22 protein-coding genes and 1 other RNA gene are annotated in these 21,007 nt (G+C 63.0%); 9 read left to right on the top strand and 14 right to left on the bottom strand.

Annotation, left to right across the window (positions count from 1 at the left end):
* Window positions 1–32: 32 nt before the first annotated feature.
* From AC5PZ0_RS06125 to AC5PZ0_RS06150, 6 genes are all read right to left on the bottom strand, one after another.
* On the bottom strand, window positions 33–1,034 hold the full coding sequence (locus AC5PZ0_RS06125) for an extracellular solute-binding protein (RefSeq protein ID WP_099455677.1): 1,002 nt from the start codon (window positions 1,032–1,034) through the stop codon (window positions 33–35).
* A gap of 204 nt (window positions 1,035–1,238) precedes the next feature.
* Window positions 1,239–2,456: a 2-octaprenyl-3-methyl-6-methoxy-1,4-benzoquinol hydroxylase gene (locus tag AC5PZ0_RS06130; RefSeq protein WP_493854620.1), complete on the bottom strand. Its 1,218-nt coding sequence runs from the start codon at window positions 2,454–2,456 to the stop codon at window positions 1,239–1,241.
* Window positions 2,457–2,465: 9 nt separating this feature from the next.
* A complete protein-coding gene (locus AC5PZ0_RS06135; RefSeq protein WP_027592237.1) occupies window positions 2,466–2,948 on the bottom strand; it encodes a DUF4442 domain-containing protein in 483 nt (160 codons plus the stop codon).
* Window positions 2,945–4,144 carry a 2-octaprenyl-6-methoxyphenyl hydroxylase gene (gene ubiH / locus AC5PZ0_RS06140; RefSeq protein WP_265968692.1) on the bottom strand — a complete coding sequence of 400 codons (1,200 nt, stop codon included), beginning with the start codon at window positions 4,142–4,144 and terminating at the stop codon, window positions 2,945–2,947. Before ubiH ends, AC5PZ0_RS06135 begins: the two co-directional genes overlap by 4 nt.
* On the bottom strand, window positions 4,141–5,475 hold the full coding sequence (pepP, locus tag AC5PZ0_RS06145) for a Xaa-Pro aminopeptidase (protein ID WP_027592235.1): 1,335 nt from the start codon (window positions 5,473–5,475) through the stop codon (window positions 4,141–4,143). The genes ubiH and pepP overlap by 4 nt, the downstream gene beginning before the upstream one ends.
* 21 nt (window positions 5,476–5,496) lie before the next feature.
* On the bottom strand, window positions 5,497–6,051 hold the full coding sequence (locus AC5PZ0_RS06150; protein WP_493854537.1) for a YecA/YgfB family protein: 555 nt from the start codon (window positions 6,049–6,051) through the stop codon (window positions 5,497–5,499).
* Window positions 6,052–6,232: 181 nt separating this feature from the next.
* Between AC5PZ0_RS06150 and AC5PZ0_RS06155 the strand changes: the two genes are divergently transcribed.
* From AC5PZ0_RS06155 to AC5PZ0_RS06170, 4 genes are all read left to right on the top strand, one after another.
* Window positions 6,233–6,415 (top strand): TIGR02449 family protein, encoded by a 183-nt coding sequence (locus tag AC5PZ0_RS06155; protein ID WP_033693939.1) that lies wholly within the window; start codon window positions 6,233–6,235, stop codon window positions 6,413–6,415.
* On the top strand, window positions 6,412–6,732 hold the full coding sequence (locus tag AC5PZ0_RS06160; protein WP_027592233.1) for a cell division protein ZapA: 321 nt from the start codon (window positions 6,412–6,414) through the stop codon (window positions 6,730–6,732). Before AC5PZ0_RS06155 ends, AC5PZ0_RS06160 begins: the two co-directional genes overlap by 4 nt.
* Window positions 6,733–6,749: 17 nt before the next feature.
* Window positions 6,750–6,929, top strand: a non-coding RNA gene (ssrS, locus tag AC5PZ0_RS06165) — 6S RNA.
* Between the two features lie 67 nt (window positions 6,930–6,996).
* Window positions 6,997–7,605, top strand: a complete 609-nt coding sequence (locus AC5PZ0_RS06170) for a 5-formyltetrahydrofolate cyclo-ligase (RefSeq protein ID WP_493854538.1) — start codon at window positions 6,997–6,999, stop codon at window positions 7,603–7,605.
* A 19-nt stretch (window positions 7,606–7,624) separates the two neighbouring features.
* Here AC5PZ0_RS06170 and AC5PZ0_RS06175 read toward each other — a convergent pair whose 3' ends face one another.
* A complete protein-coding gene (locus AC5PZ0_RS06175) occupies window positions 7,625–7,777 on the bottom strand; it encodes a hypothetical protein (protein ID WP_172960392.1) in 153 nt (50 codons plus the stop codon).
* 178 nt (window positions 7,778–7,955) lie between these two features.
* On the opposite strand from AC5PZ0_RS06175, the gene AC5PZ0_RS06180 reads away from it, so the two are divergent.
* From AC5PZ0_RS06180 to AC5PZ0_RS06195, 4 genes are all read left to right on the top strand, one after another.
* Window positions 7,956–8,405, top strand: a complete 450-nt coding sequence (locus AC5PZ0_RS06180) for an EVE domain-containing protein (protein WP_493854539.1) — start codon at window positions 7,956–7,958, stop codon at window positions 8,403–8,405.
* A gap of 94 nt (window positions 8,406–8,499) precedes the next feature.
* Window positions 8,500–9,459 (top strand): HlyD family secretion protein, encoded by a 960-nt coding sequence (locus AC5PZ0_RS06185; protein WP_493854540.1) that lies wholly within the window; start codon window positions 8,500–8,502, stop codon window positions 9,457–9,459.
* On the top strand, window positions 9,456–12,176 hold the full coding sequence (gene rbbA, locus AC5PZ0_RS06190) for a ribosome-associated ATPase/putative transporter RbbA (RefSeq protein WP_493854541.1): 2,721 nt from the start codon (window positions 9,456–9,458) through the stop codon (window positions 12,174–12,176). The genes AC5PZ0_RS06185 and rbbA overlap by 4 nt, the downstream gene beginning before the upstream one ends.
* Before the next feature lies 1 nt (window position 12,177).
* A complete protein-coding gene (locus tag AC5PZ0_RS06195) occupies window positions 12,178–13,290 on the top strand; it encodes an ABC transporter permease (RefSeq protein WP_493854542.1) in 1,113 nt (370 codons plus the stop codon).
* Here the strand turns inward: AC5PZ0_RS06195 and AC5PZ0_RS06200 are convergent, their stop codons facing one another.
* On the bottom strand, window positions 13,291–13,695 hold the full coding sequence (locus AC5PZ0_RS06200; protein ID WP_027592226.1) for a flagellar basal body-associated protein FliL: 405 nt from the start codon (window positions 13,693–13,695) through the stop codon (window positions 13,291–13,293).
* 157 nt (window positions 13,696–13,852) lie between these two features.
* Between AC5PZ0_RS06200 and AC5PZ0_RS06205 the strand changes: the two genes are divergently transcribed.
* Window positions 13,853–14,830, top strand: a complete 978-nt coding sequence (locus AC5PZ0_RS06205; protein WP_493854543.1) for an NADPH:quinone oxidoreductase family protein — start codon at window positions 13,853–13,855, stop codon at window positions 14,828–14,830.
* 131 nt (window positions 14,831–14,961) lie between these two features.
* Here AC5PZ0_RS06205 and AC5PZ0_RS06210 read toward each other — a convergent pair whose 3' ends face one another.
* The 6 genes from AC5PZ0_RS06210 to trxA form a co-directional block, all read right to left on the bottom strand.
* The gene (locus AC5PZ0_RS06210) at window positions 14,962–15,612 is read right to left on the bottom strand and encodes a gamma-glutamylcyclotransferase (RefSeq protein ID WP_099455685.1); all 651 of its coding nucleotides are present in this window, start codon (window positions 15,610–15,612) and stop codon (window positions 14,962–14,964) included.
* A gap of 246 nt (window positions 15,613–15,858) precedes the next feature.
* Window positions 15,859–16,827, bottom strand: coding sequence for a CDP-6-deoxy-delta-3,4-glucoseen reductase (locus AC5PZ0_RS06215; protein ID WP_099430760.1), 969 nt, complete (start codon window positions 16,825–16,827; stop codon window positions 15,859–15,861).
* Window positions 16,827–18,293: a 4-hydroxy-3-polyprenylbenzoate decarboxylase gene (gene ubiD / locus AC5PZ0_RS06220; RefSeq protein ID WP_033702193.1), complete on the bottom strand. Its 1,467-nt coding sequence runs from the start codon at window positions 18,291–18,293 to the stop codon at window positions 16,827–16,829. The genes AC5PZ0_RS06215 and ubiD overlap by 1 nt, the downstream gene beginning before the upstream one ends.
* An 81-nt stretch (window positions 18,294–18,374) precedes the next feature.
* Window positions 18,375–18,707: an addiction module antidote protein gene (locus tag AC5PZ0_RS06225; RefSeq protein WP_493854544.1), complete on the bottom strand. Its 333-nt coding sequence runs from the start codon at window positions 18,705–18,707 to the stop codon at window positions 18,375–18,377.
* Between the two features lie 301 nt (window positions 18,708–19,008).
* Window positions 19,009–20,268, bottom strand: a complete 1,260-nt coding sequence (gene rho, locus AC5PZ0_RS06230; protein ID WP_003253661.1) for a transcription termination factor Rho — start codon at window positions 20,266–20,268, stop codon at window positions 19,009–19,011.
* A 228-nt stretch (window positions 20,269–20,496) separates the two neighbouring features.
* The gene (gene trxA / locus AC5PZ0_RS06235) at window positions 20,497–20,826 is read right to left on the bottom strand and encodes a thioredoxin TrxA (protein WP_009684153.1); all 330 of its coding nucleotides are present in this window, start codon (window positions 20,824–20,826) and stop codon (window positions 20,497–20,499) included.
* Window positions 20,827–21,007: the final 181 nt, after the last annotated feature.

The following is a 21,007-nucleotide window of genomic DNA, read 5'->3' on the forward strand; positions in this document are numbered from 1 at the left end:
GAAAGGGCCCTTGCAGGCCCCGGAAGGATAACTTAGTTCCAGCCAGCCCGATCCATCAAGCGAATCGCTTCGGCCTGGCGCTTGCCAGCGATTTCGACCGGAATGCTGTCAGCCTTGAAGCTGCCCCAGGCGGCTACCTCGTCCGATGGCTTGACCTTCGGGTTGGCCGGGAACTCCTGGTTGATGTCGGCGAACAGCTTCTGCGCGTCCTCACCCGTCATCCATTCCACCAGCTTTTTCGCAGCCTCAGGGTGCGGTGCATGCTTGGTCAGGCCAATACCCGACAGGTTGACGTGCACACCGCGGTCACCTTGGTTGGGCCAGAAGATCTTGACTGGCAACGTGGGGTTTTGTTTGTGCAGGCGCCCGTAGTAGTAAGTGTTGACCACGCCCACGTCGCACTGGCCAGCTTCGATGGCCTGGATCACGGCGTTGTCATCGGAGAACACGTCGGTGGACAGGTTATTGACCCAACCTTTGACGATGGCTTCGGTTTTCGCCTCGCCGTGGTTCTCGATCAAGGTGGCGGTCAGCGACTGGTTGTAGACCTTCTTCGCAGTGCGCAGGCACAGACGCCCTTCCCACTGCTTGTCGGCCAGGGCTTCGTAGGTGCTCAGCTGCTCCGGTTTGACCCGGTCGGTGGAGTAGATGATGGTGCGCGCGCGCAGGCTCAGGCCGGTCCAGTCATGGGACGAGGCCCGGTATTGCGGCGGGATGTTCTGGTCGATGATGTCCGATTTGATCGGTTGCAGGATGCCCATCTGCTCGGCCTGCCAGAGGTTGCCGGCATCGACGGTCAGCAGCAGGTCGGCCACACCGTTCTCGCCCTCGGCCTTGATGCGTTGCATCAACGGGGCTTCCTTGTCGGTGATGAACTTGACCTTGACCCCGGTCTTGGCGGTGTAGGCGTCGAACACCGGCTTGATCAGCTCATCGATGCGCGAGGAGTACACCACCACTTCTTCCGCTGCCTGGGCAGTGCCGCCGAACAACGTCAGGGCCAAGGCGGCCAGTAGGGGCTTGCGTGGCAACATGAAATGCACTCCTCGGATCGTATGAGAGGCGCAAATGGTAGTGAATCCCATTTTGTCCCTCACCCTCGGAGCCGTTACCGGATGTTGCAGCCCGCGCAAGCGCCTCTTGTAGGAGCAGCCTTGTGCTGCGAAGAGGCCACAACGGTGCTCGTCATACCGGCCCTTTCGCAGCGCAAGGCTGCTCCTACAGAGGCCGTGCTAACGTCAGGGTTTGGCCAACTCCGGTAGGTCCCCAGTCAGCCCCAACGCTTGGCGCACGAACAATGCCTTGGCCTCCGGCATCTGCTCCACCAGCTTCAAGCCACTGTTACGCAACCAGCGCAACGGCAGCGGATTGGCCTGGAACAGCCGCTCGAACCCTTCCATGGCGGCCATCAGCCCCAAGTTGTGCGGCATGCGCCGGCGCTCATAGCGGCTCAGCACCTTTACATCCGCCAGCCGTTCGCCGCGCTCGCTGGCATTCACCAGCACCTCGGCCAGCACGGCGGCATCAAGGAACCCCAGGTTGACGCCCTGCCCGGCCAACGGGTGAATGGTGTGCGCGGCATCGCCGATCAGCACCAGGCCTTCAGCCACATAGCGCTTGGCATGGCGCTGACGCAGCGGCACGCACACGCGTGGGTCGGCCTGCAGCACCTCGCCCAGGCGCCCCTCGAAGGCCCGCTCCAGGGCCTTGAGAAAGGCCGGCTCGTCCAGCGCCATCAGTTGCTCGGCATGCTCTGGCGTGGTCGACCAGACGATCGAGCACCAGTCCTGCTGGCCCTCACGTGTCAGCGGCAGAAACGCCAGCGGGCCCTCGTCGGTAAAGCGCTGCCAGGCCGTGGCCTGGTGCCCGGCGCTGCAACGTACGCTGGTGACGATGGCGTGGTGCAGGTAATCCCACTCACGGGTTTCGCAGCCGGTCAGGCGGCGTACCGCCGAGTTGGCGCCATCCGCCGCCACCACCAACGGCGCCCGCAGTTGGCGGCCGTCGGCCAGGGTCAGCAGCCACTCGTCACCGGAACGGCGCAGTTGCTCGAGCCGCGCGTTGGGCAACAGGCCGATGTCGCTGTCATGCAGACGCTCCAGCAAGCCATCCTGCACCACCCGGTTTTCGACGATGTGGCCGAGCACCTGGGCATGCACGCTGGCCGCCGAGAAGTGGATCTGGCCCGTACCGCTGCCATCCCAGACGTGCATGTCGGTATACGGCGTGGCCCGTCGCCGGGCGATGCCATCCCAGGCGCCAAGGCGCTCCAGAATGCGCTGGCTGGCCGCCGACAATGCACTGACGCGCGGCTCGAACGGCGCTTCGGTATCGAAGGGTTTTACCGACAGCGGGCTGCCGTCGAGCAGGAGAATGTCCAAGCCACTGTGGCGCAATGCCAGGGCCAGGGCGCTGCCGACCATACCGGCACCGACAATCAACAGATCTGCGCGCATTTCCATGCCTTACGCCTGCCTCGCTTGCGGCTTGAGCCGCACGTATAGGGTTTTATCGACCCGCGCTACCAGTTCGCCGGCGCCGTCGCGGATGTCCACCTGCAGCCGCGGCAGGCATTTCTTGCCGGTGGCGGTCTGCTGACGAATGTCGTCGAGCAGGGCGTCATCGAGGTGGAACTCGGCGTACACGGGGCCTTTGCCCGGCGAGATGAAATCGATGCTCGCCGCCTTGTCCCAGACGATGTACTCGCGCCCCAACTGCTCGATCAGCAGCAGCATGTAGAACGGGTCGACCATCGAGTAGAGGCTGCCGCCGAACTGGGTACCGACGTAGTTGCGGTTCCAGCGGGTGAGCTTCATGCGGACCTTGACGCTGCGCATGTCCGGGCTGATGTGCTGCACGCGGATACCGGCGCCCAGGTACGGCGGGTAAAGGTTCAGTAACCAGCGCAACATGCGGGCCCGGCGCGCCAGTCTGCGCGGATTGCTCATGCCTGGCCCCGCGGATCGGGGCGCGTACCCAGGCCCATGGCCTGGCGGGCAAACCAGCTTTTTGCCGGCGGCAGCAGGTCGAGCCCGAGCAGGCCAATGTTGCGCCCGGCAGCCAGCAACGGCTGGTTGCTGCCGAACAGACGGGTGACCTGGTCAGAGAAGCCGATGGTCAGCGCCTGGTCCAGGCGCTGACGCTGGTGGTAGGCCCGCAAGGTGCCCAGGTCACCGGGGTGCTGCGGGCCCGCCAGCAGAGCGTGTGCAAGCACTTGGACGTCACGCAGCGACAGGTTGAAGCCCTGGCCGGCAATGGGGTGCAGGCTGTGCGCAGCGTTGCCCAGCACCACCAGGTGCGGGCGTACCTGTTCTTCGGCCTCGACCAGTGCCAACGGGTACAGATGCCTTGCACCCACTTGGCGCAATGCCCCAAGACGATAGCCGAAGGCGTCCTGCAGTTCGCGCAGGAAGCTGCGTTCATCGATTTCGGCCAGGCGCTGAGCGTCCATGCCCTGACGGGTCCAGACCAGCGCACAGCGGTTTTCCGGCAGTGGCAGCAGGGCCATCGGGCCGGTTTCGGTGAACCGCTCGAACGCCTGGCCGCGGTGGGCTTCGCCAGGCGTGATGTTGGCGATCAGGGCGCTTTGCTCATAGGGCGTGCGGCGCACATGAATACCCAGCTGCTCACGCAGGCCAGAGCGGCCGCCATCGGCCAGCACTGCCAAGTCGCATTCCAGGCTGGTGTCGTCATCCAGCTGCAGGCGATAACCGCCTTCGATGGCGTGCATCGCCCTCACTTCGGCGGGGCAACGCCAGCTCACCACCTCAGGGTCCAACCCCTGCCACAGGCACTGCCCGAGCCAGGCGTTTTCCACCACGAAACCCAGCGCTGGCACGCCTTCTTCGTGGGCATCGAGGCGCGTGGCACCGAACCGGCCACGGTCCGATACCTGAATCTGCAGGATCGGCTCGGCGCGCTGGCTGATGGCCTGCCACAGCCCCAACTGCTGGTAGATCTGTTGCGTGCCATACGACAACGCCGACGAGCGTGCATCGTAGCTGGGCTGGAAACTGTGGCCGGGTGCGAACGGCTCGATCAGCAGGATCTTCCAACCCCGCGCCTTGGCCCCGGCCTGCAGGGCCAACGCCAGGCTCGCGCCGACCAGGCCGCCCCCGATGATCGCCAAGTGGACCCGGTTCATGCCGCGTCCTTGCGCGCAGCCTGCATCAGCGCCTCGATCTCGGCGACTGTGCGGGGTACACCCGACGTCAGAATTTCACAGCCCTGCCTGGTCACTACCACGTCGTCCTCGATCCTTACGCCGATGCCGCGCCACTTCTTGGCCACCGCCTGGTTGTCGGCGGCGATGTAGATGCCCGGTTCGACGGTCAGCGCCATGCCGGGCTCCAGCACGCGCCACTGGCCGCCCACTTTGTATTCGCCCACATCGTGCACATCCATGCCCAGCCAGTGCCCGGCGCGGTGCATGTAGAACGCGCGGTAGGCTTCGCTTTCGATCAGCCCCTGCACATCGCCCTTGAGCAGCCCCAGTTCCACCAGGCCCTCGGTGATGACCTGCACGGTCGCCTCGTGGGCGTGGTTCCAGTGCTTGCCGGGGGCGATTTCGGCGAAGGCTGCGGCCTGTGCCTTCAGCACCAGCTCGTAGATGGCCTTCTGCTCGGGCGAAAAACGCCCGCTGACCGGGAACGTACGGGTGATGTCGCTGGCATAGCAGTCGATTTCGCAGCCCGCGTCGATCAACACCAGGTCGCCGTCCTTGAGCGGGGCGTCATTCTGCTGATAGTGCAGGATGCAGCCATTGCGCCCGGCCGCGACGATCGAGCCATAGGCCGGCATTTTCGCGCCGCCTTTGCGGAACTCGTAATCCAGCTCGGCTTCCAGGCTGTACTCGTGCAGCCCGGCCCGGCAGGCCTGCATGGCACGCACGTGGGCACGGGCGGAAATGTCTGCGGCAACGCGCATCACCTTCACTTCTGCCGCCGATTTATACAGGCGCATGTCGTGCAGCAGATGATCCAGCGCAACGAACTCGTTCGGCGGCTGGGCACCCAGGCGCGCCTTGGAGCGGATCACGTTGATCCAGTCCATCAGCCGGCGATCGAATTCCGGGTTGCTGCCCATGGCGCTGTACACCCGCTCCCGGCCCTCGATCAGGCCCGGCAGGATCTCGTCGATGTCGGTGATCGGGAAGGCATCGTCGGCGCCAAAATCACGCACCGCACCTTCCTGGCCCGCGCGCAGCCCTTCCCACTGCTCGCGCTCAGGGTTGCGCTCGCGGCAGAACAGCACGTACTCGCCATGTTCACGGCCCGGGATCAGCGCAATCACCGCCTCGGGCTCGGGAAAGCCGCTGAGGTACTGGAAATCGCTGTCCTGGCGGTACACGTGCTCGACGTCGCGGTTGCGAATGGCAACGGCGGCGGCGGGCAGGATGGCGATGCTGTTGGGGACCATCTGCGCCATCAGCGCCTTGCGCCGACGGGCATACTCGGCCTTGGGAATGTGGCTCATGGGCAGACTACCCCCGGTTGATCAGTGCAACGATGGCTTGGACGCAGGCGCGGCCGGCTTGGCCAGCTCGGAGAACAGCAGCAGCGGCGCGACGCGCAGGTATTCCATGACTTCCATGTAGTCGCTCTCGCCGTCTTCGGACTCTTCGAGGGCTTCTTGTACCTGGGAGATTGCCACCAGGTCCTGCAGCACGTCTTTGGCTTCGGTGGACAGCTCCTTGCCACCGGCGTTCAGGCCAAAGCCCGTGATGAAGCCTTGGCACCACTGGCCCAGCGCCGCAGCACGGTCAGCCAGCGCGGCATCATCGGTCGGCAGCAGCAGGACGATGGCCATGTCATCGCTGGTGAGCTCGCCCTTGACCATCTCTTGCAAGCCGATCAAGGCGTTGCGGACGGTGTCACCGGGTTCGTTTTCCAGCAGTTGGGCGGCGTCGGCCAGCCAGGCGTCGGCATCGAAGCCGGCACCGGCGCAGCTGCGCCCGACCAGCAAGCCGTGCAGCTCGGCAGGAGTGACAGGGTGGCCGTTGCTGGCAAGCAGCATGGCGAAGGCAATGTAGGGCGATTGGGTATTGGGCATGGGCAACTAGGCGCCAGACGGCGCAATGACTAGAATGGAGACCTTGTATCCTAGCACCGGCAGGCGCGCCAAGACCATCGGCACTGGCCGTCGCGGCCCGGGGAGAGGCATCATCGCCAGGTGACTCAACGACGGAGCGATTCGAGTGCAACCCACGCAAGAGAACGACCTGCAAGCGCTGATGAGCCGATTCGAGTTGCTGATCGAACGTGTCGAGCAACTAAAACGGCAAAATGCACTCCTAGTAGCTCAGGAAAAATCCTGGCGCGAAGAGCGCGCCCACCTCATCGAAAAGAACGAGATCGCAAGGCGCAAGGTCGAGTCGATGATTTTACGCCTCAAGGCTCTGGAGCAAGACTCATGAGTTCAAGCAATAGCGTCACCGTGCAGATCCTCGACAAGGAATACTCGATCATCTGCCCGCCGGAAGAGCGCAACAACCTGGTCAGCGCCGCGCGCTACCTGGACGGCAAGATGCGCGAGATCCGCAGCAGCGGCAAGGTGATCGGCGCCGACCGCATCGCGGTCATGGCTGCGTTGAACATTACCCACGAGATGCTGCACCGCCAGGAAGACCGTAGCGCTGCCCCGGTCGCTGGCACCAACCGCGAACAGGTGCGCGACCTGCTGGATCGGGTCGATAAGGCTTTGTCCGACGACACGGATACCAAAATCGGCTGAGATTGGTATACTGGCGCCACTCCCTGGGGGATGCGCCAGTCGGTTATGTCCCTGAGCCGATACGCACAACCACGGGGGTTGCACGCTGGGGCCGGTGTGCATGTCCGCTCGACGGAAAGCCTTAACGCCCCCTGCAATCTCCACCTTGAACTTTCGGGTTCAAGGGCTACACCGATAGCGGTCTTATCGGGGAGCCTTATTTTTTTGTCCGCCCTTGCTGCGGGCATACCCCTACCAGTCGCGACAACTGGGAACGCCTGTGCCATGACCGACACCGCGCCGCTCACCCGCCCCCAGCTTCGTCGCCTGCTCCGCAATGCCCGCCGCGCACTGACGCCTGCCCAGCAGCGCCAAGCCGCCCTTGGCCTATACCGCCAGCTGGCGCAAGACCCGCTGTTTCGCCGCGCCCGGCACATTGCCCTGTACTTGCCCAACGACGGCGAAATCGACCCCTACCTGCTATTGCGCGAAGCCCAGCGACGCGGCAAACGCACTTACCTGCCGGTGCTGCACGCCTGGCCGCGCACACGCATGGTGTTTCAGCGGTTCGAGCAGGGTGAAAAACTCAAGCGCAACCGCTTCCGTATTCCAGAGCCACTGACCGACCGCAAACGCCAACGCCCGATCTGGGCCCTGGACCTGATCCTGCTGCCGCTGGTGGGTTTCGATGCAGTGGGTGGCCGCTTGGGCATGGGCGGTGGTTTCTATGACCGCAGCCTGGCCTACCAGGCGCGCCGCAAGACCTGGAAGAAACCTTTGCTATTGGGGCTGGCGCATGAATGCCAGAAGGTCGAGCGGCTGGCACAGGGCAGTTGGGATGTACCATTGCAAGGCACGGTCTCGGACCGCGACTGGTACCTGGCGCCGAACTGAGCGGCGCCAGCGGAGGGCATCAACGTTGCGGCTGGCTGGCGTCGACCGGCATTTGATAGGCGGTGTCCAGCTTGCGCTCCAGGAACCCTTGCGCATAACCAGTGGTGACCACACCCAGGCCAAAAATGAACACCAGGATCCACAGCAGATCCGGCTTTTTGCGTTGATTCATCGAAGATTGCCCCCCAGGCAAACTGTTTCGGCTTGGCGATTTTCTGAGTATCGCCAGAGCATCTCGCTTTAAACGGGGCGCATTTTCCGACAACCTGCGCCGACACGCAAACATTGGCGCCAACCGGCTGTCGGTTTCGTGCAACAGGTTATTTCAAACCTTTTCAGGAGCAGCATGCATGGCCTATTGGCTGATGAAATCCGAGCCTGACGAGCTCTCGATCGAAGCCCTTGGCCGGCTGGGCGAAGCGCGCTGGGACGGCGTGCGTAACTACCAGGCGCGCAACTTTTTGCGGGCCATGAGCGTGGGCGACGAGTTCTTCTTCTACCACTCCAGCTGCCCGCAACCGGGCATTGCTGGCATCGCCCGCATCACTGCGGCGGCCTACCCGGACCCGACCGCACTGGACCCAGAAAGCCACTATTACGACCCCAAGGCCACCGCCGAGAAGAACCCGTGGAGTGCGGTGGACGTGGCCCATGTGAAAACCCTGCCCAAAGTGCTCGACCTTGGCCGGCTTAAACAACAGGCCGCGCTTGCCGAATTTCCGCTGGTGCAAAAAGGCAGCCGCCTGTCGGTGATGCCGGTTACCCCCGAACAATGGGCGGCCATTGTCGCGCTGAACTGAAGGTGGGCTAGGATCAAGGGGTTTGACCGATATCAACACGCCATGGATAGCCGCACGCCACGATAGGGGCGTGCATTGAGCAGGATGCTGACTGATGAATCGATATGCCCCCAGGGTCTTCGCCACTGCGTTGATCGCCCTTCTGGCGACCGCGGCAGGGCTGGGTTACTGGAAGTCGCTGCATGACCAGCTGCCGGAAGGCCTGAGCATGGGCAACGGCCGTCTCGAGGCGACCGAAGTGCAAATTGCCACCAAGGTCCCCGGGCGTTTGGCTGAAGTGCGGGTCGACGAAGGCGACAAGGTGACCCGTGGTCAGCTGCTGGCGCGTATCGACACCCGCACAATGGAAGCCCAGCGCAACCAAGCCGAGGCCGAAGTGCTGCGCGCCCAGGAAAACTACGCGGCGGCCCAGGCCAGCGTGCAACTGCGCCAGAGTGAGCTGCTGCTCGCCGGGCAGGAACTCAAGCGCGTGCGCGAGATTTTCAAGCGCAACTATGCCAGCCAACAACTGCTCGACCAGCAGCAGGCCCGCTTCGACACCGCGAACGCGGGGGTGGTTGCCGCGCGCGCCCAGCTGGCAGCCGTCAAAGCCGCCATCGGCGCGGCCCAGGCCCAGGTCGCCCAGCTGACCAGCGAGATCGACGACAGCAGCCTGCGCGCGCCCATCGACGGCATCATCCAGCTGCGCCTGGCCGAGCCGGGTGAGGTGTTGGGCGCTGGCGGTCGCGTGCTGATGCTGATCGACCCGAGCGACCAGTACATGAACCTCTACCTCCCAGCCTCCACCAGCGGCCGGCTGACCGTTGGCGATCAGGCACGCATCGTCCTCGACGCGCTGCCCGATCAGGCGTTGCCGGCGAAGGTAGCGTTTGTCGCAGCCAAGGCGCAGTTCACCCCGAAACAGGTCGAAACCCGCGATGAGCGGCAGAAACTGGTGTTTCGCGTAAAACTGCGCCTGAGCGACCCAAGCGCCGTGCCGCAAGCCAAGCCGGGCATGCCGGGCGCTGGCTATGTGCGCACGGCTGACGTGGACTGGCCGGCCAACCTGCAATGAACGCGCCGGCATTGCTGGCCGAGGGCATCAGCCACCGTTATGGCGACCTGATCGCCTTGCAGACGCTGGGTTTCAGCCTGCCCAGCGGCACCCGCTGTGCACTGATCGGGCCTGATGGGGCCGGCAAATCGACCCTGCTCGGGCTGATCGCCGGCGTAAAACGCCTGCAGCAGGGCGAGTTGCAGGTGCTGGGCGGCTCGATCCGCCAACGACGCCACCGCGCTGCGCTGTACCCCAAGGTCGCGTTCATGCCCCAAGGGCTGGGCAACAACCTGTACCCCGAGCTGTCGATCAGCGAGAACATTCGTTTTTTCGCCACGCTGTTTGGCCTTGGCCGGCACGAATGCGAACAACGCATGGCCAACCTGCTGCAGGCCACCGACCTGCATCGCTTCGCCGAGCGCCCGGCCGGCAAGCTGTCGGGCGGCATGAAGCAGAAACTGGGCCTGTGCTGCGCGTTGATCCACGAACCTGACCTGCTGATCCTCGACGAACCCACGACCGGGGTCGACCCCCTGTCGCGGCGACGCTTCTGGGAACTGGTCGAGCAGGTACGCGAACAACGCCCGCAATTGACGCTGCTGGTGGCCACTGCCTATATGGAGGAAGCCGAGCAGTTCGAGCATTGCCTGATGCTCGATGGCGGCCGGCTGATTGCCGCGGGCCCCAGCCACACATTGGCGGGCGTCACGCCCAGCGGCAAACTGGACGATGCCTTCACCCATTTCCAAGGGGCAGGCAGTACGCAACCTGCGCCGTTGGCTATCCCACCACGCTCGGCAAATGACGGCCTGGTCGCCATTGAAGCGCATGACCTGACCCTGCGCTTTGGTGACTTCACCGCGGTCAACAAGGTCAGCTTCGCCATTGGCCGTGGGGAAATTTTTGGTTTTCTCGGCTCCAACGGCTGCGGCAAGACCAGCACCATGAAAGTGCTTACGGGCCTGGTACCCGCCAGCGAGGGCAGTGCCAGCCTGCTGGGCCGCCCGGTGGACGCCAGCGACCTGGCCACGCGCAAGCGGGTTGGTTTCATGTCGCAGAGTTTCTCGCTATATGGTGAGCTCAGCACCCGTCAGAACCTCACGCTGCATGCGCGCCTGTTCGACCTGCCCAAGGCCGACAGCGCGCAGCGCATCAGCGAACTGATCGAGCGCTTCGGCCTGCGCGACATCGCCGACCAACCGTCAGGCGCCCTGCCCCTCGGCCTGCGCCAGCGCCTGTCACTGGCCGTCGCGGTGCTGCACCGCCCTGAAGTGCTGATTCTCGACGAGCCGACTTCCGGCGTCGACCCTGCCGCCCGCGATGACTTCTGGCGACTGCTGGTGGAGTTGTCGCGCGAGCAGGGCGTGACCATTTTCCTCTCTACTCACTTCATGAACGAAGCCCAGCGCTGCGACCGCATTTCGTTCATGCACGCCGGGCGCGTGCTGGCCTGTGACACGCCTGATGCCCTGCAACACCAGTACGCCGGCGAAACCCTGGAAGACGCCTTCGTGCGCTGCCTGGAGCAAGCCCAGGGGGCCGTACCCCAGGCCCCGCAAAACACTGTGCTGGAACAGCCGGCAGCGGCCACACCACCGTTGCGCCAAGGTTTCAGCCTGCGCCGCCTGCTGGCGGTGGCCAGCCGGGAGGGCAAGGAGCTGCTGCGCGACAAGGTGCGCCTGGCCTTCGCCCTGCTCGGCGCCGTGTTCATGATGGTGATCTTTGGCTATGGCATCTCGCTGGATGTAGAGAACCTCGCCTTCGCCGTTCATGACCAAGACCAAAGCCCGCAAAGCCGGGCCTACCTCGAAGCGTTTCGCGGATCACGCTATTTCGCCGAGCAGGCGCCGATTCGCGATACCCGTGAAATGCACCAACGCCTGCAACGTTCCGAAATCAAACTGGCGCTGGAGATCCCACCCGGCTTTGGCCGCGACCTTTACGCCGGTCGCCAACCGGTGGTGGCCGCCTGGCTCGACGGCGGCATGCCGTTTCGTGCGGAGACCAGCCGCAACTACGTCGAAGCAGTGCACCAGGCGAACCTCGAACAATTTGCCGCGGCCAGCCAGCAACCGGTGCAGCGCCAAGACCCGGTGCGCTTGGAAACACGCTTCCGCTACAACCAGGACGTGGTCAGCGTGAATGCCATCGGGCCCGGCGTCATGGCGCTGATCCTGGCGTTCATCCCGGCCATGCTCACCGCCCTGGGCATCGTCCGGGAAAAAGAACTTGGCTCCATCACCAACTTCTACGCCACGCCCCTCACCCGCCTGGAGTTTCTGCTCGGCAAACAGCTGCCCTACCTGGCCGTAAGCCTGGTCAACCTGGCGTTGCTGGTGGCGATGAACCGCTGGTTGTTTGCCGTACCGCTCAAGGGCAGCGTGCTGGCCCTGGCCTGCGGCGGCATCGCCTACCTGCTGGCGACCACCAGCCTGGGCTTGCTGATCTCGGCCTTCACCCGCACCCAGATCGCGGCCATCCTGGGCACCATGATCATCACCAGCCTGCCGACCATCCAGTTCTCCGGCCTGATCGTGCCACGCTCGTCGCTCGATGGCGCCGCGGCAGTGATGGGCCAGCTGTTCCCGGCGGGTTACTTCCTGGACATCGCGGTCGGCACCTTCACCAAAGCGCTGGGCCTGCGCGAGCTGTGGCCGCAGTGCCTGATCCTGCTGAGCTTCTTCGCCGTGTTCACCGGCCTGAGCCTGGCCATGCTGAAGAAGCAGGAGGCCTGACATGTCGCGCCTGAACCACACCCTGCGCCTGGGCCTGAAAGAGCTGACCAGCCTGCGCCACGACAGCGTGCTGCTGCTGTTTTTGCTGTATGCCTTCAGCGTGGCGATCTACATGCCGGCGGCGGGCTCGGTGATCGGCGTGCACAACGCCAGCGTTGCCGTGGTGGACGAAGACCATAGCCAGCTCTCGCGCAAGCTCACCGAGTCACTGCAACCACCCGAGTTTCAACCTGCCGTGCCCCTGCCCCCGGACCGCCTGGACCAGGCCATGGACAGCGGCCAGTACACCTTCGTGATCAATGTACCGGTGAACTTCCAGAGCGACCTGCTGGCCGGGCGCTCACCCGAGCTGCAGATCAACGTCGACGCCACGGCCATGAGCCAGGCGTTCATGGGTGCCGGCTACATCGGCCGGATTTTCGAGCGTGAGCTGTTCGACTATGCCCAGCGCACCACAACCCAGAGCCCCGTGCTGATCAACCCCAAGGCACTGTTCAACCCCAACCTGGAGGGTGGCTGGTTTCTGGCCGTGATCCAGATCATCAACAACATCACCATCCTGGCGATCATCCTCACCGGCACGGCGCTGTTGCGCGAGCGTGAGCACGGCACCCTCGACCACTTGCTGGTGCTGCCGTTGACCGCCCTGGAAATCATGCTGGCGAAAATCGCCAGCAACGCGCTGGTGGTGGTGCTGTGTACCTGGGTTTCGCTCATCGTGGTGGTCAAAGGCGCCCTGGGCGTGCCGCTGTCTGGCTCCATCGGACTGTTCCTGGCCGTGACCGCGCTGTACCTGTTCGCCAGTACCGCCTTGGGCATCTTCCTCGCCACCCTGGCGCGCTCGACGCCTCAATTCGGCCTGTTGGCGATCCCGGTCATCATCCCGATGCTGTTGCTGTCTGGCGGCAGTACCCCGCTGGACAGCATGCCGCAGTGGCTGCAGTGGGTCATGCAGGGCTCGCCGTCGACGCATTTCGTCAGCCTCGGCACCGCGATCCTGTTCCGCGACGCCGGCGTGGTCGTGGTATGGCCAGACATCCTGGCCCTGGCCGTGATCGGCCTGGTGTTCTTCAGCGTGGCGCTGGCGCGCTTTCGGCGGACGCTGGCGTCCTGATCACTGCACAATCAGGTTGTTGAACAGCAGGTCTTCGACAATTGGCTTGCCCTCTTCCGCTTCCATCACCTGCTGCACCTGCTTCAAGGCTTCCTGGCGCAGTTGCTCCTTGGCGTCGACGTTGCTCATCTTGTCCACGGTCTGCTGGGTGAACAGCGCCACCAGCTGGTTACGGATCAGCGGCTCGTGGTGTTTCACGGCCTTGGCGGCTTCATCACCGGTCACGCGCAGGGCTACGTCGGCCTTGTAGACACGCAGCTTGGGGCTGCCGTCGAGGGCATAGTTACCGACAAAGGGTGGGCTCAGGGTGATGTAGGCGACCTTGGGCGCCCCTTCCTTGGCTTCTTCGGCCACGGCCGCAACTGGCAGCATCAGGGCCAGCACCATCAAGATCCACGCTTTCACGAATTCGCTCCTCAATACAATTGGCGCCAGCTTACCCAGCACACCGCTCAAACCCAAGCCCTGGCTTATGCCGGCCCATCAGGGTAGGCCATGCTCGTTGACCCGGCAGGTGGCCCTCCTACACTTATCGGCCACTACCCGCAAAGGAATAGCCCCGATGAAAGCTGTGTTGTGCAAAACCTTGGGCCCGGCGCGCGACTTGGTACTGGAAGACGTCGCCAGCCCCGTGCCGAAAAAGAACGAGATCCTGCTGGATGTGCAGGCTGCGGGCGTCAACTTCCCCGATACCTTGATCATCGAAGGTAAATACCAGTTCCAGCCACCGCTGCCGTTTTCCCCAGGTGGCGAAGCGGCCGGTGTGGTGGTTGCGGTCGGCGAGAAGGCCGGTGCGTTCAAGGTGGGCGATCGGGTCATGGCCCTCACGGGGTGGGGTGCGTTCGCCGAACAGGTGGCGGTGCCCTTCTACAACGTGATGCCGATCCCCGAGCACATGGACTTCACCACCGCCGCCGCCTTCGGCATGACCTATGGCACCTCGATGCATGCACTCAAGCAGCGCGGCCACCTGCAGCCGGGTGAAACCCTGCTGGTGCTGGGGGCCTCAGGGGGTGTGGGCCTGGCGGCCGTGGAAATAGGCAAGGCCATGGGCGCCCGGGTGATCGCTGCTGCCAGCAGCGCCGAAAAACTGGTCGTGGCCAAGGCTGCCGGCGCCGATGAGCTGATCGACTACAGCCAGGCCAGCCTCAAGGACGAGATCAAGCGCCTGACCGGCGGCCAGGGTGTGGACGTGATCTACGACCCGGTGGGTGGCGAGCTGTTCGACCAGGCGGTAAGGGGCCTGGCCTGGAATGGCCGGCTGCTGGTGGTGGGGTTTGCCAGCGGGGCGATCCCACAGCTGGCGGCGAACCTGGTGCTGCTCAAGGGCGCAGCGGTCGTGGGGGTGTTTTGGGGGGCGTTTGCCCAGCGTCAGCCGGAGCAGAATGCAGCTAACTTCCGTCAGCTGTTTGCCTGGCAGGGTGAAGGCAAGCTGAAGCCGCTGGTGTCGGAGACTTATCCACTGGGTGAGGCTGGGGCTGCCATTGAGAAGCTGGGGCAGCGGCAGGCTGTGGGTAAGTTGGTGGTGCTGGCCAGGTAAGGCTTGAATACCTGGTTAACACTGCTGGCCTCTTCGCGGGCAAGCCCGCTCCTACAGGATCACTACTGACTCGAACATTATGGGGCTCCTGTGGGAGCGGGCTTGCCCGCGAAGAGGCCGGTGCAGGCTGATCAGACTTCCCGCAGGTTATGGCAGCGCCTGAACCGCGCCTCCAGGTTGCGATCCGGCATTTGGTGGCTGCGCAACGCATTCAAGGTCTGCTCCACATACTCGCGCGTGGTGCCATATCGCCCCTTGGCACTGGCAAGGATCTGGCTGAGCAGTGTGTCGGGCAAATTCCCCGCATAGCACGGCAAATGGCGCTCCAGCACAAAACCCAAGGCCTGCACCTTGCTGCCATCACCCAACCGGCAGCTGAGCCAATGCGGGCGGTAGGCCGGGTACGGCATTTCGCGTTGCCACAGGGCCATCAGCGAATCATCCAGGTTGCTTTCATCCAGCCGATAGGCAAAACCACTGCATGACCCACCACGGTCCAGGCCGAACACCAGGCCGGGCGTTTCCGGTGTGCCACGGTGCTCGTGCGACCACAGGTACAGCCCACGGTGATAACCGTGCACCCGTGCGCGCTGCCGCTCTACCGAACTGCACTCCGGTCGCCAGATCAATGAACCATAGGCGAACAACCACACAGGCCCGCCTTCATGGCGTGACATGGTCAGTTGCATGGAGTTGATCAATTGCTCGCGGGTCAGTTGCTGGCCGAAGTCGAGCGCCGGAGGGTAAGCACTTTTCCAGGACAAACTTTCAATTGCCGACATACGCTGCCGCCATTATTCCCTGTGAACTACAGATAAAGCGAGAATCGCTGTGTGCCGGGGTTTGCGCCCCGCACCTAAGGTGTTTGCATTAACCTTAGGATAGAAACGCGCCAACACTCAAGCCCGAAAGCTAAAGTTTCACGCGAACTTCCGACGATTGGAGAGCATTGTTTCGAGCGGAGTGAAAGTTATTAGCCAAGGCGGTAACAATTACCGCCTTATACCCACTCGTTTGAACTTGAGTTATTAGCCGCGCGGCGCGTAGGCAAATACATCGGCGCGCATGCGGTGCGCATCCATACCGGCCTCGACCAGGGCATCGAGGGTGGCATAGACCATGTTTGGCGAGCCGCTGGCGTAGACGTGCACGCCGTTGAGGTCGTGGATGTCTTCACAAACGGCCTCGTGCAGCATGCCGCAACGGCCTTCCCACCCACACAGGTCACTGACGACCTTATGCAGGAACAGGTTGGGCAGGCGCAACCATTCGTCCCAATGCTCGATCTGGTAAAAGTCCTCAGGCCGACGCACACCCCAGTAAAGGTGTACCGGATGCTTGAAGCCCTGGGCACGGCAATGCTCGACCAGGCTGTGCATCTGCCCCATTCCCGTACCGGCGGCGATCAGCACCAACGGCCCGTCTGGCAACTCGGCCAGGTGCGCATCACCGAAAGGCATTTCGATGCGCGCCAGGCGATCACGCTGCAGTTGCTCGATCAGCTGCAGCGCGCTGGGCTCACGCGCCAGCACGTGCAGTTCCAGCTCACGCCCACCATGCGGCGCAGAAGCCAGGGAGAACGCCGCCTGCTTGCCGCCTTCGCGCTCGATCATCAGGTACTGACCGGCGTGATAACGCAGCGGTTTGCCGGCAGGCGCACGCAGGCGCACGCGCCAGACGTCGCCACCGACCTCGACGCATTCGCTCACGCTACACGCCAGCTTGCGCACTGGCAGCTCGCCCAGGGCGAGCACACCGTCCCAGAGCAACACGCAATCCTCCAGCGGTTCGGCAATACAGGTGAACAGCTCGCCATGGTCGCGTACTTCGCCGTTCTGGCGGACGCTCCCTTCCACCAGCAAGGCGGCGCAAACATGGCAATTGCCATTGCGGCAGCTGTTCGGGCAGTCATAGCCGAGCCGCCGCGCTCCATCCAGGATCCGTTCCCCGGGTTCAAGCGCCAGCACTGCCCCGGACGGCTGCAACGTTACCTGCATCAATCTATTCCCAACTGATCCCACAGCTCATCGATACGGCGGGTGACGGCCTCGTCCTTGACGATGACCCGTCCCCATTCGCGTGTAGTCTCGCCCGGCCACTTGTGGGTGGCGTCCAGGCCCATCTTTGACCCCAACCCCGACACCGGCGACGCGAAGTCCAGGTAGTCGATCGGGGTGTTGTCGATCATCACCGTATCACGCTTGGGGTCCATGCGCGTGGTGATGGCCCAGATCACATCGTTCCAGTCGCGGGCGTTGATGTCATCGTCGGTGACGATAACAAACTTGGTGTACATGAACTGTCGCAGGAACGACCACACACCCAGCATCACGCGCTTGGCGTGGCCTGGGTATTGTTTTTTCATGGTCACCACCGCCATGCGGTACGAGCAACCTTCCGGTGGCAGGTAGAAGTCGACGATCTCCGGGAACTGCTTTTGCAGGATCGGCACGAACACTTCGTTCAGCGCTACGCCGAGAATCGCCGGCTCATCCGGCGGACGGCCCGTGTAGGTACTGTGGTAGATCGGTTTTTGCCGGTGAGTGATGCGCTCGACCGTGAACACCGGGAAGCTGTCCACTTCGTTGTAATAGCCGGTGTGGTCGCCGTAGGGGCCTTCCGGCGCCATTTCGCCCGGGTGAATCACACCTTCGAGAATGATCTCGGCGGTGGCCGGCACCTGCAGGTTGCTGCCACGGCACTTGACCAGCTCGGTGCGGTTGCCACGCAGCAGGCCCGCGAAGGCATATTCGGACAGGGTATCCGGCACTGGCGTCACGGCGCCCAGGATGGTTGCAGGGTCTGCGCCCAGCGCCACGGCCACTGGGAACGGCTGGCCGGGGTGCTTCTCGCACCATTCGCGGTAATCCAGCGCGCCACCACGGTGGCTCAGCCAGCGCATGATGACTTTGTTGCGGCCGATGACCTGCTGGCGGTAGATGCCCAGGTTCTGGCGATCCTTGTTCGGGCCGCGGGTAACGGTCAGGCCCCAAGTGATCAGCGGGGCCACATCGCCTGGCCAGCAGTGCTGGATCGGCAACTGGCCAAGGTCGACGTCGTCACCTTCGACAACGACTTCCTGGCACACCGCGTCCTTGACCACCTTCGGTGCCATCGACACGACCTTCTTGAAGATCGGCAGCTTCGACCAGGCATCCTTCAGGCCTTTCGGCGGCTCTGGTTCTTTGAGGAAGGCCAGCAGCTTGCCGATTTCGCGCAGTTCTTCGACCGACTCGGCGCCCATGCCCATGGCCACCCGCTCGGGCGTGCCAAACAGGTTGCCCAGTACCGGGATGTCGTACCCCGTGGGCTTCTCGAACAGCAACGCCGGGCCTTTGGCACGCAGGGTGCGGTCGCAGACCTCGGTCATTTCCAGGACGGGAGAGATCGGAACCTGGATGCGCTTGAGTTCACCGCGCTGTTCCAGGCCACGGATGAAGTCGCGCAAGTCGCGATACTGCATGCAGGAGCCTCGTGTTGGCCGTATCGGTCGGGGTGCAGAGTGTAGCGCCTAAGGGGGCAAATTGGCCAAAGGAGTCTGGGATCAGCCGCTGTGGTGCTGTTCACTATTATGCGAAACCACTTTTGACAGCCCGATTCCCAGTGCTTGCAGCACCTTCAGCACGGTCGATAGCCGAGGATCACCGTCCGCTGCCAGCGCGCGATAGAGATTGGGGCGGGCAAGCCCCGTGGCCTGCGCAAGATTGCCCATGCCGCCGCGCGCTTCAGCCACGCGGCGGACCGCCGTCAGAAAGCCCGCAGCACCACCAGGCTCATCGATTTCCTCGAGTGCCACTGCGAGATAGTCGATGGCGAAGGCTTCGTCATTGCGAAGCATCTCAAGAATACTTTCTTCATGCGAACGTGTGCCGGTCATAGCGTTACCTTGTGCCTGTGCCAAAGCAACTTGGCTTGGTCGATATCAGCCTGCTGCCGGTCTTTCGACGTGATGAACTGTGTACATCCATATTGTACCTTATAAGAGACAATCCATGTGTCGACTTATTCACCGACCCTAGGGGCTAGGCTCGATGACGGCGTGAGGTTGATGCCTGCAGGGGCATGACCGAAAACCGCAGGCAGCATGGTGGCCTGCGTTCTGGGCGTTGGCGAACGATCTTTTGTGACAGACAGCAAAAAGCCGGGTTTCCCCGGCTTTTTGCGTGATGCAGCGAAGCTTACTTACGCTTCATCGACAAGAAGAACTCGTCGTTGGTCTTGGTCTGCTTGAGCTTGTCGACCAGGAACTCGATGGCGGCGATTTCGTCCATCGGGTGCAGCAGCTTGCGCAGGATCCACATGCGCTGCAGTTCGTCGTCGGCGGTCAGCAGCTCTTCGCGGCGGGTGCCGGAGCGGTTGATGTTGATGGCCGGGAACACACGCTTCTCGGCGATACGACGGTCCAGGGGCAGCTCCATGTTGCCGGTACCCTTGAACTCTTCGTAGATCACTTCGTCCATCTTCGAGCCGGTTTCGACCAGCGCGGTGGCGATGATGGTCAGCGAACCGCCTTCTTCGATGTTACGCGCGGCACCGAAGAAACGCTTCGGCTTCTCCAGGGCGTGGGCGTCGACACCACCGGTGAGGACCTTGCCGGAGCTCGGGATCACGGTGTTGTAGGCACGTGCCAGACGGGTGATGGAGTCGAGCAGGATGACCACGTCTTTCTTGTGCTCGACCAGGCGCTTGGCCTTCTCGATGACCATCTCGGCAACCTGCACGTGGCGGGTTGGCGGCTCGTCGAAGGTCGAGGCGACCACTTCGCCGCGCACGGTGCGCTGCATTTCGGTCACTTCTTCCGGGCGCTCGTCGATCAGCAGGACGATCAGGTGGCACTCGGGGTTGTTACGGGTGATGTTCGCCGCGATGTTCTGCAGCATGATCGTTTTACCCGCTTTCGGCGGGGCGACGATCAGGCCACGCTGGCCTTTGCCGATCGGGGCGCACAGGTCGATGACGCGGCCGGTCAAGTCTTCGGTGGAACCGTTACCGGCTTCCATCTTCAGGCGCTTGTTGGGGAACAGCGGCGTCAGGTTTTCGAACAGGATCTTGTTCTTCGCGTTTTCAGGGCGATCGAAGTTGATCGTGTCGACCTTCAGCAGGGCGAAGTAACGCTCCCCTTCCTTCGGCGGGCGGATCTTGCCGACGATGGTATCGCCGGTACGCAGGTTGAAACGGCGGATCTGGCTAGGCGAGACGTAGATGTCGTCGGGGCCGGCCAGGTAGGACGCATCAGCCGAACGCAGGAAACCGAAACCATCCTGGAGAATCTCCAGCACGCCGTCACCCGAGATCTCTTCGCCGCTTTTCGCGTGCTTCTTCAGCAGGGCGAAAATCACGTCCTGTTTGCGCGAACGGGCCATGTTTTCGATGCCCATCTGTTCGGCCATTTCCAGCAGATCGGTAATCGGCTTTTGCTTGAGTTCAGTCAGGTTCATAAGGGGAGTGACGTAATCATGTATGAAGGGAGGATTAAGCTTCTGGCTTAATGAAGCCGCGCCGCTAGAAGGCGATAGGATCGCGCACAGATTCTAATTAGGAGTGCGTCGGCGACGGCGTGCAGGGGGCACTGGAGAAGCAGTGCGAGGCCGAATGTAACACTTGCTTTTTTCGACGTCTAGTGGGTTGGAAAAGAAAAGCCCCGGTATTTCCGGGGCTTTTTCACATCACAGGTGGGCGTCGAGGAACGCGGCCAGCTGCGATTTGGACAGTGCGCCGACCTTGGTGGCCTCGACGTTGCCGTTCTTGAACAGCATCAGCGTCGGGATGCCACGCACGCCATGCTTGGCCGGGGTTTCCTGGTTGTCGTCGATGTTCAGCTTGGCGACAGTCAGTTTGCCTTCGTAGGTAGAAGCGATGTCGTCCAGAACCGGAGCGATCATCTTGCATGGACCGCACCATTCAGCCCAGTAGTCGACCAGCACCGGGCCTTGGGCTTGCAGGACTTCGGCCTCGAAGGTGGCGTCGGTGACGTGTTTGATCAGATCGCTGCTCATGGATATCTCCGGGGTCGTAAGCATAAAAACGTGGCCCATCATAGCCGCAGAGGCTGACTACAGGAAGTCACAGACGATTGAGTGTAACTATAGTTGTGCAAGACGCCGCGAATCGAAACTGTCATATGCGTGTCATAACATCGAATGGCACATTGCCCTGCATCAAGCCTTGGCGTGCCAC

This window comes from Pseudomonas sp. 5.2 (genome assembly GCF_059025405.1).